Genomic DNA, 13,513 nt, shown 5'->3' with positions numbered 1-13,513 from the left:
TCCGGTCGTCAGGCAAAAAGCACTCTCAGAGCTGAATGGCACCGGGAGAGGTCGAAGTTCTGGTGGACAATGAGATCGCTGTTCAGAACCTGACCAAGATGGCACAGCAAAAGGGTCTTGTCTATAGCGCAGAAAAACGGGCCGAGCGGGAATACGCCATCCGCTTTACGGTGGGAGATGCTCTGGAAGAAAAGAATGAGCCTGCGGAGAGCTGCGTCCCGGATGCAAGGACCGATACGGTGGTCGTGATCGCATCCGACCGGATGGGCGAGGGGGCCGAGGAACTGGGCAAAACCCTGCTCAAAGCCTTTGTATTCTCGCTCACCCAGCAGGATAAACTGCCCAAGACGATACTGCTCTATAACGGCGGCGCATACCTGACTTGTGAGGGTTCGCCCATGCTGGAAGACCTCAAGGCACTGGAGGCCGAGGGCGTGGAGATTCTGACCTGCGGCACCTGCCTGAATTTCTACGGCCTGACGGAAAAGCTTGCGGTGGGCGGTGTGACCAACATGTATGTCATTGCCGAAAAGATGCTTGGTGCCGGGAACGTGGTCAAGCCGTGATTTATCTGGACAATGCCGCGACGACTCTTCATAAACCGCCGCAGGTAGGGCAGGCTATGCTGGAAGCTCTGCAGACAGCGGGCAACCCGGGCCGCGGAGCACACGAGCCGACTCTCCATGCGGCACGGCTGGTCTATGGAACGCGGGAGGCACTGGCAGAGCTATTCCATGCCGAAAGTCCCGCCTGTATTGCCTTTGCTTCCAATGCGACGCAGGCCCTCAATACGGCGATCAACGGGTTGATCGGCCCGGGCGACCATGTTATTACAACGGTGTGTGAGCACAATTCAGTCCTCCGCCCGCTGTACCGTTTGCGGCAGCAGGGGGCAGAATTGAGCTTTCTGGGAGTCGATGCCCGCGGTGTGCTGCAGTACGACCAGTTGGAAACGCTGCTGCGCCCCAATACCAAGGCGATCGTAGTCACCCATGCTTCCAATGTGACCGGAAATAGAACCGATCTGGCGCGGGTATCTACCTTTGCCAAAAGGCATGGACTCTTGTTCATCGTAGATGCCGCGCAGACGGCGGGAGTCCACTCCATTGATGTGCAGGCGCTCGGCATGGACGTGCTCTGCTTTACCGGTCACAAAGGCCTACTGGGCCCGCAGTACGGGCGGTTTCTATGTCCGCCCGGGGCTGCGGATCGCACCGCTGGTGGTGGGCGGAAGCGGGGTTCACAGCTTTGACGAAAACCATCCGGCCGAAATGCCAACGGCGCTGGAAGCCGGGACGCTCAACGTTCCGGGGATTGCGGGTCTGGGCGCTGGGGTGCGGTGGATTCTGGAGCAGGGAGTGGAGCTGCTTCATGCCCGGGAAACCGTGCTGGCCTGCCTGTTTTATGAGCAGGTGCGCAGCCTGCCCGATGTAACGCTTTATGGTGATTTTGCAGCACAGGAGCGTGCACCCATTGTCTCACTGAATCTGGCTGGAGAAGACTCCGCCCGGGTGGCAGACATTCTATGGGAAGATTACGGCATCTGCGTGCGGGCCGGTGCGCACTGTGCTCCATTGATGCACAAGGTATTGGGGACCGTAGAGCAGGGTGTGGTGCGGTTCAGCTTTTCACACACGAACACCGAGCAGGAAGTGCTGCAGGCCGCGGCTGCGGTCCGCCAGCTGGCGCAGGAGGAATAAGATGCGTGCAAAACGGCCTTATATCGTCCTTTCATTCCATGCGACCGTGGAAGCCATGGCTTGGGAAAAGCACTGCACGGAAGCCAATATCCCGGGCCGTTTGATTCCGCTGCCACGGGAGCTCTCGGCAGGGTGCGGCCTTGCGTGGCGGATGCTGCCGGGGGACTGGCAGCAGTGGCAGTCAAAGCTTGACCGAAATGCCTTTGATGCAATTGCAACGGTAGAACAATAAACACAAGGAGAAACCAGATGGAACACCGCACATTTTTGGATGCGCTCGACGCCCAAAAAGATGCACAGGATTTTTTGCTGGCCACGGTTCTGGAGGGCCAGCAACAGGGGACCGCATTGCTGCTCTGCGATGGACAAGTGGCATGGACGTCCGCACCGGAAACGCTTCTAACCCAAAATCTTTCTGCATTGAAAAAATGCACGACTTCCGGCGTGTTTACGCTGGGAGATACGCGCGTTTTTGCCGAGCGTTTTGGTGCCGGGGCACGGTTGGTCATCTGCGGAGGCGGACATGTAGCAGCGGCGGCGGTCCGGCTGGCAAAGCTGCTGGATCTGCCCGTTACCGGGCTGGAAGATCGTCCGGAATATGCAGATGCACTGCGGGAAACAGGGGCGGATCGAGTGCTCTGTGCGCCATTTGAAACGTCTCTGGCGCAGATACCGGGCAGTACAGAGACATACTTTTGTGTACTGACCCGTGCCCATGCGTATGATATTACCTGCCTGAAGCAGATCTTGCAAAAACCGGCGGCCTATGTAGGCATGATGGGCAGCCGGGGACGTTCGGAACTGGTGCGCCGCCAGCTGGCAGAGGCAGGCCTTGACCCGGCACGGGTAGCGCGGCTCCATGCCCCCATCGGCCTTGCCATCGGGGCAAAAACGGCGCAGGAGATCGCGCTGTCCATTTTGGCGCAGATCGTGGAGATCAAAAGCCATCGCCAGCTGACAGAGGGGTTTACGCCGGAAATCCGGGCAGCCTGGGCACAGTGCCGTCAGGAGCAAACGGATGCTGTGCTGGCAACCATCGTTTCCCGCCACGGCTCCATGCCCCGAGAGGTGGGCACCAAGATGCTCATTCTCCCGGATGGCAGTACGGCGGGCAGCGTGGGCGGCGGCATTATGGAATACCGTGCCCGGCAGCTGGCAGGAAAAATGCTGGAAGGTACGGAAGTTCCGCAGCAGCTGGCGTCGTTTACCACGGGACTGGAAGACGATGAGAAAGCACTGGCAGCCTGTGGCGGCTCGATGGAACTTTTCTTACAGGTTTTAACGGGAGGCACAGAGGCAAAATGAAACGAGATTCCCTGATTATCGTGCGGGGCGGCGGCGACCTTGCCACGGGCACCATCCACCGGCTGTGGTCCGCTGGCCTGCGGGTGCTGGTACTGGAAACCGAGCATCCCGCCGCCATCCGTCGGCAGGTCTCTCTCTGTGAGGCGGTTTACGAGGGCGAGACGACGGTGGAGGGGCTGCGTGCTGTCCGCATTTCCAAACAGGAAGAGGCGGAGGCTGTCTGGGCACAGAATGCGTCCCTGTTTTGATCGACCCCAAAGGGGAGAGCATCCGCACTTTAAAACCGGACGTGGTAGTGGATGCGATTCTCGCCAAGAAAAACCTTGGCACTACCCGTGAAATGGCTTCGCTGACCATTGCCCTTGGCCCGGGCTTTACAGCCGGGCAGGATGTGGATGTAGTGGTGGAGACCAAACGCGGCCACAGGCTGGGACGGATCATCCGGGAGGGCGCGGCGACCCCCAACACTGGCGTTCCGGGTGTCATTGGCGGCTATGCCGCCGAGCGGGTGCTCCATTCGCCGGCACAGGGCATTTTCCGCGACCTGCACGCCATCGGTGATTTTGTCGAGGCCGGGGAGGCCATTGCCAAGGTGGAAACACCGGCGGGCGAAGAAGTGCTTGTAAAAACGCAGATCGCGGGGATCCTGCGCGGCCTGCTGCGGGACGGTTACCCTGTGGTTCCGGGTTTCAAAGTGGCAGATGTGGACCCGCGCAAAACAGAACTGGAAAACTGTTTCCTCATCTCGGATAAAGCTCGCTGCATTGCGGGCAGTGTGCTGGAGCTTGTAGTTGCGCAACTCTGGAAATAAGAGAATCAATCAAGAGGCCCTGCTCCGTAGTTGGAACAGGGCCTTTTATGCGCTGTCATTAAAAATGACCGAAACCGTAATCATCGAGACACTGCTGGAATGCCTGAATGGTAGAATCAAACTGGATGCCAAAAGCTTTCAACTTTTCGCCGCTCATGGCAAGGTTTCGCTCCCAATGGTCTTTTTCGAGCGGGACTTCCACCCCCAGAAACTGGGCGAAGCGGGAAGCAGTCTCAAACATGTCGCAGTCGTTTCCACTGCCAAAATTGTAAACACCACCGGGCAGCTCCATGGCCGGGATGAGTTTGTCAATGACTTCCCGTACATAGCTGACGCCGCGGAAATCATGTTCCGAAAAATGCAAGGCAGTGCCTGTTTTGGCGGCACTCAGCAGGTTTAGCGGCAGGTTGCCCCGGATAGGGAGCCGATAGCCCGGGAAATCATACATCCAGGCTGCCCGCAGCAATATGGCGCCCGGGGTGATGGCAAGCACCCGCTGTTCGGCTTCCAGCTTGTGGCAGCCATAGACATTGGCTGGGGAAAGAGAAAGCGTTTCGGACAGAGGGCCGCTTTCCTTACAGCCAGCGTATACCTGATCGGAGCTGAACGCCAGCAGCTTTGCTCCGGTTTCAGCAGCCGCTTTTGCAATCCATTCGGGCAGCAGGACATTCGCCCGGAGTGATTCTTCCGGATGGCTGGCACAATAGGCTGTATTGGAAAGAGCTGCGGTATGGACGATGACGTCCGGCTTTTCCCGGGCAATCAGAGCACGCACAGCGGCTTCATCAGAATCGGCGGAAAATCCATGGGGAAATGTGCAGAGCTCGTACCTTCCACGCCACTGGTCGAGGATACGAGCCCCTACAAAACCACCGGCACCCGTTACCAAAATCTTCCTCATATAGAGCTTCCCTTTAGTGGACAAGGAAGAACTCCAGCACCAGCACCACTGCACAGCAGAGCACCGAGACGGGGAAGAGTCCGGCACCCATCCAGGCGGCAATGATGCCGACTACCAACGCGGCAGCACCGGCAATAGGGCTCTGGGTGGCGTTGACAATGGCAGGGAACGTCATGACTGCCAGTGTGACATAGGGCACATAGTACAGGAACGACTGAATGAACTGGTTTTCAATCGGCTTGCGGATGAGTGTCAGCGGCAGGATGCGGATGGCATAAGACACTGCAAACATGACAGCAATGTAGATCCAGTTGTTCATTGGTTGCCCTCCTCTTGCTTGACCGGGAAGAGAATCGCGGCAGCGCAGGAGATGGCCACCGTGAGCAGAATGGTGCGGGTGCCATCGGAGAGCGCCGAGACGCCCGGCAGATAGGTGCAGACAAAGCTCAGTGCAAAACTGATAGCCACCAGCGCGGCCACCACCTTGCTCTTGCGGGCAGGGGGAATGATGATGGCCAGGAACATGCCGTAGAGTGCCACACTCAGCGCGCTGACGGCCCGCAGGGGCAGCAGGTTGCCGGCAATGATGCCGCAGGCTGTGCCAGCTGCCCAGGCAGGAGCTGCCAGCGCAATGGCACCATAAGTGTAAAACGGGTTCAGCCAGCCGGGCCGGGCAATGGTGATGCCAAAAAGTTCATCCGTGACATCGTAACCAATGATGAGCCGGTGGAAAAACGGCGTGCCGGGTGCAAACCGCTGGGCCAGTGCACAGCTCATCAACAGATACCGCGCGTTGGCGATCAGGGTAATGATGGCAACTTCCAGGTAAGTGGCCCCGCTGGCGATCAACGCAAAAGCAGCATACTCACCTGCGGAGGCATTGTTGAGCAGACTGGCAAAAAAGCCCTGTACCGGGGTCAGACCCGCTTTCCGGGCGGCAATGCCCAGCGAGAACGATACAGCAAAATAACCCAGTGCAATGGGCACACCATCGCGCATTCCCTCGCAGAACACCTTTCGGCTGAACGCGTAGGGTCTGGTTGCAGTTTCCATGAGTTTCAAACTCCTTTCCTATTCCAAGACACAAAAATAATTATAGCACACTCCACAGTCGTTGACAAAAGAAAATACCTCAGTTTTCTAAACGAAAGCTGAGGTATTTTTGATAGTTGTGTTCAAACGCTTACTGGAACAGTTTGCGGCCGATCCAGATACAGACACAGGCACCGACCACAGAGACGAGAATCTCGCCCACAAGGCCCGTGCACTCAGGCCGATCAGACTGAACAGGATGTTGCCAACAAAACCGCCCAAGATACCCAGCACGATGTTGCGCACGGCAGATGTCTCACTGCCCATGATGCGGCCAGCAATGTAACCGGCCAGAGCACCGACCAGCAGACTGAAAATAAGACCAAACATTGTAATACCTCCTAAAAATAACATGAAACTTCCACTTCTTTCTTACGATCATGGGGCTGCGAACCGTCAGGTTGCCGCATTCTCCCTGGCGTAGCGGCAGGTATCACGCAGGCAGCATTTTTCGCACTCCGGCTTGCGGGCATTGCAGACGGCCCGGCCATGCATGACAAAGCGGTGGCACAGATCACTGCCCTCTTCCGGCGGAATGATCTTCCACAGGGCCATCTCCACTTTCTGCGGCTCCTTGATGCCATCCACAAGGCCAATTTTGTTGCACAGCCGGATGCAATGGGTGTCTGTTACAATGGCGGGCTTGCCGAAGACATCCCCCATGATAAGGTTGGCGCTCTTGCGGCCAACACCGGGCAGGGAAAGTAGCTCCTCAAAGGTGGTGGGGACTTTACAGTCGTATTTGTCCCGCAGCATCCGCATACAGGCAGAGATATCCCGGGCTTTGGAGTGGCCCAGGCCGCAGGGCTTGACGATGGCTTCAATTTCTTCCGGCTCCGCAGCTGCCAGCGCGGCGACGCTGGGGTACTTGGCAAACAGATCTTCCACCACGATGTTGACCCGTGCATCGGTGCACTGTGCGGCCAGCCGGACACTGACCAGAAGCTGCCACGCATGGTCGTAATCCAGCGTGCAGGCAGCATCGGGGTATTCCTTTTTCAGCCGGGCGATGACTTCCAGCGCAAGGGCTTTCTTGGCAGAAAGGTCTTCCGGGGCGGCTGGTTTCCTGGGCATGTCGCTCCCCTCGATTCCAGTAAAATGTGCTTTTATGATAACATGTTTTGCAAAGATTGTAAATCCTTTGGAGATTATCTGAGAATCATTTTCAGAAATTGTCTTGTCCTCCGTGCAAAAATGCGTTATAATATTTAAGAAGAAGTATCACTTGCGGGCGCATGATGCTGTCTAAGGAGGAAACGACCAATGAATGAACCGCTGGCGCAGCGTCTGCGCCCCAAAACTCTGGCTGATGTCTGCGGCCAGCAGCATCTTCTGGCTCCGGGCCGAGTCTTCCGCCGCACCATCGAGAGCGGCAAGATCCCCAACATGATTTTTTATGGCCCCTCCGGCACGGGCAAAACCACGGTGGCCCGCATTATCGCTGAGAACAGCGGCATGACCCTGCATAAGCTCAACGGCACTTCCTGCGGGACGGGGGATATCAAGGCCGTGCTGAAAGACATCGGCACCCTGGCCGGGGCGGGAGGCATCCTGCTCTATCTGGATGAGATCCAGTACCTGAACAAAAAGCAGCAGCAGAGCCTGCTGGAATGTATTGAAGACGGCACAGTCACCCTCATTGCCTCGACTACGGAAAACCCGTATTTTTACATCTATAATGCACTGCTGTCCCGCTGCACGGTATTTGAATTCAATCGCTGTCTGCAGCGGATGTGGAGCGCGGGCTGCACAATGCCATCGCCAAACTTTCGGAAGCCGAGGGGCAGAATATCATTCTGGAAGAAGATGCCTGCCAGTATCTGGCCGAGAGTGCGGGCGGCGACCTGCGTAAGGCGCTGGGCTGTTTGGACTTTGCGGTTACGGCGGCCCCGGTGACAGAAAACTGCAAGCGCGTCACCCTTGAGATGATCCAGCAGGTGACAAAGCGGACGGCCATGCGGTACGACCGGGACGGCGATGACCACTACGACATCGTATCTGCTTACCAGAAATCCATGCGTGGTTCCGACCCGGACGCGGCGCTCCATTATCTGGCGAGGCTTCTGGAAGCTGGAGATCTGCCCTCGGCCTGCCGTCGGCTCATGGTCTGTGCCTGTGAGGATGTAGGCCTTGCCTACCCGCAGATCATTCCCATCGTCAAGGCGGCTGTAGATATCGCCAATGCGGTGGGCCTGCCGGAAGCCTGTCTCCCGCTGGCCGATGCGGTGGTTCTGGTGGCCACCAGCCCAAAATCCAACAGCGCACACAATGCCATCCATGCGGCGCTTGCGGATGTACAGGCCGGGCGGACCGGGCCCATCCCGCGCCAATTGCAAAATAAACATTATGATGGCGAGGACGCGCTGGTAAAAGGGCAGAATTACAAATATGCACACGACTATGAAAACCACTGGGTGGAGCAACAGTACCTGCCGGATGCCATCAAGGACGTCAAATACTATACCTTTGGCGATAACAAAACAGAGCAGGCGGCCCGTGCCTACTGGGCAAGGATCAAAGGTGAAAAGAACATTTGAAACAAGGAAGCAGCGAAGGAGAGAAGAACATGCGATACTCAAAACAGCGTGAACTGGTGCTGCAGAAAGTGGAGCAGTTGTGCGACCACCCCACTGCGGAAGAAATTTACGATGAAGCCGTTAAGGAGTGCCCGGGCCTGAGCCTTGGCACAGTATACCGCAACCTGAACAGTCTTGTGGATGCCGGGCGGGTGCGCCGGGTGTGCATCCCGGGCAAGGCGGACCGCTTTGACCACACGCTGTGCTGGCACAGCCACATGTACTGCACAGTCTGCTGCGGCGTGGTCGATGCGGATGTGGATGAAAAACAGGTGATGAAGCTGGTCAAGAACCAGAAAGGCGTCGTGCAGGACTGTGCCGTGGTGCTGTTCGGCGTCTGTGAGGAGTGCTTGAAGAAACAGGCAGCACAGTAAGGGCAATCCGACGCAAAAAGTTGTGCGTTTCCTCTTGCCCTCTGCAGGCAAACAGGGTATACTAAAAAGAGCTTTTCAGAAAATAAGAAAATAAAAAGAGAAACCGCGGTACAGTCTTTCAAAGCGGCCGCGGATAAGGATGGTACGATTGGAATATCTAGCATTTGAACATAACAATGCCGCCGCAGAGCTTGTCCGGCAGGCATACGATACGCCGCCGCTGGCATTTGTTCACAGCTACGGCTGCCAGCAGAATGTCAACGACGGTGAGCGCATCAAGGGTGTGCTGGTGGATATCGGCTATGGCCTGTGTGAGAAACCTGAGGATGCAGACCTCATCCTCTTCAACACCTGCGCGGTGCGGGAACACGCCGAGCAGCGAGTGTTCGGCAACGTGGGCGCCCTCAAGGGCCTGAAAGAGAAAAAGCCCGGCCTCATCATCGGCCTCTGCGGCTGTATGGCCAACCAGAAACACGTGGTGGAAAAGCTGCGCCAGAGCTACCCCTATGTAGACCTTGTGTTTGGCGTGGATGGCATTGATACGCTGCCCCAGCTGGTGGCCCAGAAGCTGCAAAAGCACAAGCGTGTGCTGCTGGAACCGGCACAGCGCCCGGTCATCGTGGAGAACATCCCCATCCGGCGTGAGAGCGAGTTCCGTGCCTGGCTGCCCATCATGTATGGCTGCGATAATTTCTGCACCTACTGCATCGTGCCCTATGTGCGCGGCCGCGAAAAAAGCCGCAAGCCCGGCGATATCCTTGCGGAATTCAAGGGCCTTGTGGAGGCAGGTTATAAGGAGATCACCCTGCTGGGGCAGAACGTGAACAGCTACGGCAAGGGTCTGGAGGAGAAAATCGATTTCTCCGATCTGCTCAACCTGCTCTGCACGGTGCCGGGTGATTATCACATCCGGTTCATGACCAGCCACCCGAAAGATGCCAGCTTCAAGCTCATTGACACGATTGCGGCACAGCCCAAGATCTGCAAGCACCTGCATCTTCCGGTGCAGTGTGGTTCGGATCGGCTGCTGGTGCAGATGAATCGCCACTATACCATTGAGCATTATCTGGAGCTCATCGAGTATGCCCGCAAAAAGGTGCCCGGCATCACGTTCTCCAGCGACATTATCATCGGTTTCCCTGGTGAGACGGAAGAAGATTTCCAGCAGACGCTGAGCCTCATCCGCAAGGTTGGCTACATGCAGCTGTTCACGTTCATCTATTCCAAGCGCACGGGCACGAAAGCGGCGGAAATGCCGGACCCGACCCCCCGCAAGGAGAAGACGGACCGGATGAGCCGCCTGCTGGCCGTGCAGGACGAGATCGCAATGGCGTTGGTCAAAGCACAGGTCGGGCAGACCGTCCGGGTGCTGGTCGAGGGCTATGGCCGTGCGGAGGGGACTCTCTCCGGCCGCCTGGACAACAACCTGACCGTCGAGTTTGCCGCGGACGACAGCCTCATGGGCAGTTATGCCATGGTGCACCTGACGGGTGCCCGGGCCACTGTTCTGCTGGGTGAGCTGGCCCAATAACGTACATTCCATCATATTTTTAAATAAGGAGATTTTTACAATGGATTGCATTGATCTTTTCAAGCGTGCTGCGATGGCACTTCAGACCGACCCCCGTTACCTGGTTCTCGACCAGGCCCGGAAAGCAAACGATAAGGATGAAGAGCTCCAGAACATGATCGGGGAGTTCAACCTCGCCCGGATGGATCTGAACAATGAGATCGGAAAGAGCGAGCGCAACGATGCCCGCATTGCAGAGCTCAATGAGAAAGTCAACGACCTGTACGGCAAGATCATGGCCGATGAGGGGATGGTGGCTTACAATGAGGCCAAGCGTGATTGCGAAAACCTCGTCAACTACATCGACGCGATCATCAACACTGCCATGAACGGCGGCGACCCCATGACGGTGCAGGAGCCTCTACATCCTGCACGGGCAGCTGCTCCACCTGCGGCGGCTGCCACTAAGGCGGAACGATAAAATCAGAAACGCGGCTGTGCTTTGCAGGCCGCGTTTTGCTTGCAAAAGGCGGTTTTTGCCCACAAACCGGGCGAGATTGCAGCAGGCAATGCAGAAAACGGGGAGGACGGTGAACGGCCATGGCGGAGCTTTCGCCCATGATGCAGCAATACCTTGAAATCAAAAAGCAGCACAAAGACGAGATTCTTTTTTACCGCATCGGCGATTTCTACGAGATGTTTTTTGACGATGCACTGACAGCCTCCAAAGAGCTGGACTTGACCCTGACGGGCAAGCAGTGCGGTCTGGAGGAGCGTGCCCCCATGTGCGGCGTGCCATTCCACAGCTATGAGGGCTATGTGGCCCGCCTCATTGCCAAGGGTTACAAAGTCGCCATCTGTGAGCAGGTGGAAGACCCGGCCAAGGCAAAAGGTCTTGTCAAACGTGATATTATCCGGGTGGTCACACCTGGAACGGTCATTGAGAGCAGTATGCTGCAGGACGACCGCAACAACTACATTGCCAGCATCTTCCTCAAAGATGGCGCGGCGGGCCTCTGCTTTGCGGATGTTTCTACCGGTACGGCCCACATCACCGAGCTCAAGCAGAGCAAAATTGCCTCGGCTGTTATTACGGAGCTCTGCCGTTATCACCCGAGCGAAGTACTGATGAACCCGGGGCTGCTGGACTGCCGGGAGATCACAACCTACATCAAGAAAAATATGACCTGCTCCGTGGAACTGGTGGAAGAGGAGCGCTACGCACCGGGTCTTGTCTCCATTGCACTGGAAAATCAGTTTGGCCGTGATTGGGCGGCGCAGACGGGCATTGCCCCGAAAGGTTTGGTTCGCTTTGCCATGGCGGCCCTGCTGGAATATCTCCATGATACCCAGATCAAAGGCGTGGAGCGTCTGAAAACCGTCATCAGCTACAATGAGGCACAGTTTATGCGTCTTTCCCCGGTCACCCGGGCAAATCTCGAACTGACGGAGACGCTGCGCGGCCGTGAAAAGCGGGGAACACTGCTTTGGGTGCTGGATAAAACCAGCACTGCCATGGGCAAACGGATGCTCCGCAGCTGGATCGAGCAGCCGCTGGTGTCCGGTGCGGCTATCAACCGCCGCCTGAATGCGGTGGAGAGTCTGGTGCACCAGACGGTGCAGCGTGGCGATCTGATCGAAGAGCTGCACTATATTTCGGACCTGGAGCGCCTGATGACCCGCACGGTCTATGGCTCGGCCACCCCCAAAGAGATCTATGCGATGGCGCAGACCTGTGACCGCCTGCCCAGCCTCAAGCAGCAGGCGGAGAGCTGCAACTGTCCGGAGCTGGCAGAGCTGTCCGCACAAATTGATGCACTGGACGATATCAAGCAGAAAATTTATGCAGCCGTGGACCCGGAAGCCCCCTCGACCCTCAAGGATGGCGGTGTCATTGCCAAGGGCTACCACCCGGAAGTGGACGAGCTGCGTTCCATCCGGGATAATACCAAGGGCGTTCTGGCCCAGCTGGAGACCCGCCTGCGGCAGGAGACCGGTATCCCCAAGCTGAAGATCGGCTATAACCATGTGTTTGGCTACTTTATCGAGGTGAGCAACTCTTATAAGAGCATGGTGCCGGAAACGTATATCCGCAAACAGACCCTCACCAGCGGCGAGCGGTACATCACGCAGGAGCTCAAGGAACTGGAAAGTAAAATTCTGGGCGCCACGAGCGGTTGATTGCGCTGGAGCACCGGCTGTTCAGTGAGCTGCTGGAAACCATTGGCGGCCAGCTGGACCGCATCCAGCGCACGGCCAATGCAGTGGCAGAGTTGGATGTGCTGGCAGCACTGGCACAGGTAGCGGCTGAAAACAACTACTGCCGCCCTGTTGTAGACGATAGCGATGAGCTGCACATTGTGGAGGGCCGCCACCCGGTGGTGGAACAGGTGCTCAAAGGCAGCCTGTTTGTGCCCAATGATACCACCCTCAATTGCGGGGAAGACCGCTGCCTCATCATTACCGGCCCTAATATGGCAGGTAAATCCACTTACATGCGTCAGAACGCACTGATTGCCCTGATGGCACAGATCGGCTCGTTTGTCCCGGCGGCAGAGTGCCATGTAGGCGTGGTGGATGCTATTTTTACCCGCATTGGTGCCTCGGACGACCTCTCGGCAGGCCAGTCTACCTTTATGGTGGAGATGACCGAGGTGGCTGAAATTTTGAAAAATGCCACTTCCAAGAGCCTTGTGGTGTTGGATGAGATCGGGCGCGGCACTTCCACGTTTGATGGCATGAGCATTGCCCGTGCCGTGGTGGAGCACATCTCCGATCCCAGCAAGGGGCTGGGCTGCAAGACTCTGTTTGCGACCCATTACCATGAGCTGACGGACCTGGAGGGTACCATTGCAGGCGTGAAAAACTATAACATCGCCGTCAAAAAGCGGGGAGAAGATATCACATTCCTGCGCCGCATTATTCGCGGCCCGGCTGACGACAGCTATGGCATTGAGGTGGCAAAGCTGGCTGGCCTGCCTGGCAGTGTGACCCGCCGGGCCCATGAGGTGCTGCGCGCACTGGAAGCCAGCGCACCCAAGAACAAAGTAGAGCAGATGGATTTTGATGCCCTGCAGGAATATGCCTCGCCTGCGGTGCCCAGCGAGATGATGGAGCAGCTGGAAGCGCTGGATGTGGAAACACTGACGCCGATCGAGGCACTGAATTTCCTGTATGAGCTGAAAAAGACCCTGAAAGGCAGCCTGAACAGCTGACCGGAAGAACGAATCAACGGGTAAAGGAG

Annotated in this window: 10 protein-coding genes and 5 pseudogenes; 10 read left to right on the top strand and 5 right to left on the bottom strand. The window is 57.1% G+C overall.

The window, feature by feature from the left end:
- From yedF to yqeB, 5 genes and pseudogenes are all read left to right on the top strand, one after another.
- Window positions 1-566 (top strand): annotated as a pseudogene (yedF, locus tag DXA70_RS03525) (sulfurtransferase-like selenium metabolism protein YedF); the annotation flags it as partial.
- A pseudogene (locus DXA70_RS03520) lies at window positions 563-1,700 on the top strand (aminotransferase class V-fold PLP-dependent enzyme). The pseudogenes yedF and DXA70_RS03520, both read left to right, overlap by 4 nt.
- A gap of 1 nt (window position 1,701) precedes the next feature.
- Window positions 1,702-1,932, top strand: coding sequence for a DUF3343 domain-containing protein (locus DXA70_RS03515; protein ID WP_022257225.1), 231 nt, complete (start codon window positions 1,702-1,704; stop codon window positions 1,930-1,932).
- A 17-nt stretch (window positions 1,933-1,949) separates the two neighbouring features.
- Complete coding sequence (locus DXA70_RS03510) at window positions 1,950-3,005, top strand: XdhC/CoxI family protein (protein ID WP_128117631.1); 1,056 nt, start codon at window positions 1,950-1,952, stop codon at window positions 3,003-3,005.
- A pseudogene (gene yqeB / locus DXA70_RS03505) lies at window positions 3,002-3,816 on the top strand (selenium-dependent molybdenum cofactor biosynthesis protein YqeB). Before DXA70_RS03510 ends, yqeB begins: the two are co-directional and overlap by 4 nt.
- Before the next feature lie 58 nt (window positions 3,817-3,874).
- Here the strand turns inward: yqeB and DXA70_RS03500 are convergent.
- The 5 genes from DXA70_RS03500 to nth form a co-directional block, all read right to left on the bottom strand.
- Window positions 3,875-4,717 carry a sugar nucleotide-binding protein gene (locus DXA70_RS03500; protein ID WP_128117630.1) on the bottom strand — a complete coding sequence of 281 codons (843 nt, stop codon included), beginning with the start codon at window positions 4,715-4,717 and terminating at the stop codon, window positions 3,875-3,877.
- A 13-nt stretch (window positions 4,718-4,730) separates the two neighbouring features.
- Window positions 4,731-5,036, bottom strand: coding sequence for an AzlD domain-containing protein (locus DXA70_RS03495; RefSeq protein ID WP_022257221.1), 306 nt, complete (start codon window positions 5,034-5,036; stop codon window positions 4,731-4,733).
- Window positions 5,033-5,770, bottom strand: a complete 738-nt coding sequence (locus tag DXA70_RS03490) for an AzlC family ABC transporter permease (RefSeq protein WP_128117629.1) — start codon at window positions 5,768-5,770, stop codon at window positions 5,033-5,035. Before DXA70_RS03490 ends, DXA70_RS03495 begins: the two co-directional genes overlap by 4 nt.
- Window positions 5,771-5,857: 87 nt before the next feature.
- Window positions 5,858-6,139 (bottom strand): GlsB/YeaQ/YmgE family stress response membrane protein, encoded by a 282-nt coding sequence (locus DXA70_RS03485; RefSeq protein WP_243001052.1) that lies wholly within the window; start codon window positions 6,137-6,139, stop codon window positions 5,858-5,860.
- 66 nt (window positions 6,140-6,205) lie between these two features.
- A complete protein-coding gene (gene nth, locus DXA70_RS03480) occupies window positions 6,206-6,883 on the bottom strand; it encodes an endonuclease III (RefSeq protein ID WP_128117628.1) in 678 nt (225 codons plus the stop codon).
- Between the two features lie 189 nt (window positions 6,884-7,072).
- Here nth and DXA70_RS03475 point away from each other — a divergent pair.
- From DXA70_RS03475 to mutS, 5 genes and pseudogenes are all read left to right on the top strand, one after another.
- Window positions 7,073-8,346, top strand: a pseudogene (locus DXA70_RS03475) (replication-associated recombination protein A).
- 29 nt (window positions 8,347-8,375) lie between these two features.
- Window positions 8,376-8,759 carry a transcriptional repressor gene (locus tag DXA70_RS03470; protein WP_128117627.1) on the top strand — a complete coding sequence of 128 codons (384 nt, stop codon included), beginning with the start codon at window positions 8,376-8,378 and terminating at the stop codon, window positions 8,757-8,759.
- A gap of 139 nt (window positions 8,760-8,898) precedes the next feature.
- Entirely contained in the window at window positions 8,899-10,290 is a 1,392-nt protein-coding gene (gene miaB / locus DXA70_RS03465; protein ID WP_128117626.1) for a tRNA (N6-isopentenyl adenosine(37)-C2)-methylthiotransferase MiaB, read from the top strand.
- Between the two features lie 40 nt (window positions 10,291-10,330).
- A complete protein-coding gene (locus DXA70_RS03460) occupies window positions 10,331-10,750 on the top strand; it encodes a YlbF family regulator (RefSeq protein ID WP_243001050.1) in 420 nt (139 codons plus the stop codon).
- Between the two features lie 119 nt (window positions 10,751-10,869).
- Window positions 10,870-13,484: pseudogene (mutS, locus tag DXA70_RS03455) on the top strand (DNA mismatch repair protein MutS).
- Window positions 13,485-13,513: the final 29 nt, after the last annotated feature.

Source organism: Faecalibacterium sp. OF04-11AC, assembly GCF_003460645.1.
In the GTDB taxonomy this organism is placed as follows: Bacteria; Bacillota; Clostridia; order Oscillospirales; family Ruminococcaceae; genus Faecalibacterium; species Faecalibacterium prausnitzii_I.
The sequence above is the reverse complement of the archived record's forward strand: the minus strand, read 5'-3'. Positions and strand labels throughout refer to the sequence as shown.

Bases quoted from the DNA above. Each gene is read 5' to 3' on its own strand.
- DXA70_RS03515 (WP_022257225.1), top strand. From the start codon at position 1,702: ATGCGTGCAAAACGGCCTTATATCGTCCTTTCATTCCATGCGACCGTG.
- DXA70_RS03510 (WP_128117631.1), top strand. From the start codon at position 1,950: ATGGAACACCGCACATTTTTGGATGCGCTCGACGCCCAAAAAGATGCA.
- DXA70_RS03500 (WP_128117630.1), bottom strand. From the start codon at position 4,717: ATGAGGAAGATTTTGGTAACGGGTGCCGGTGGTTTTGTAGGGGCTCGT.
- DXA70_RS03495 (WP_022257221.1), bottom strand. From the start codon at position 5,036: ATGAACAACTGGATCTACATTGCTGTCATGTTTGCAGTGTCTTATGCC.
- DXA70_RS03490 (WP_128117629.1), bottom strand. From the start codon at position 5,770: ATGGAAACTGCAACCAGACCCTACGCGTTCAGCCGAAAGGTGTTCTGC.
- DXA70_RS03485 (WP_243001052.1), bottom strand. From the start codon at position 6,139: ATGTTTGGTCTTATTTTCAGTCTGCTGGTCGGTGCTCTGGCCGGTTAC.
- nth (WP_128117628.1), bottom strand. From the start codon at position 6,883: ATGCCCAGGAAACCAGCCGCCCCGGAAGACCTTTCTGCCAAGAAAGCC.
- DXA70_RS03470 (WP_128117627.1), top strand. From the start codon at position 8,376: ATGCGATACTCAAAACAGCGTGAACTGGTGCTGCAGAAAGTGGAGCAG.
- miaB (WP_128117626.1), top strand. From the start codon at position 8,899: ATGGTACGATTGGAATATCTAGCATTTGAACATAACAATGCCGCCGCA.
- DXA70_RS03460 (WP_243001050.1), top strand. From the start codon at position 10,331: ATGGATTGCATTGATCTTTTCAAGCGTGCTGCGATGGCACTTCAGACC.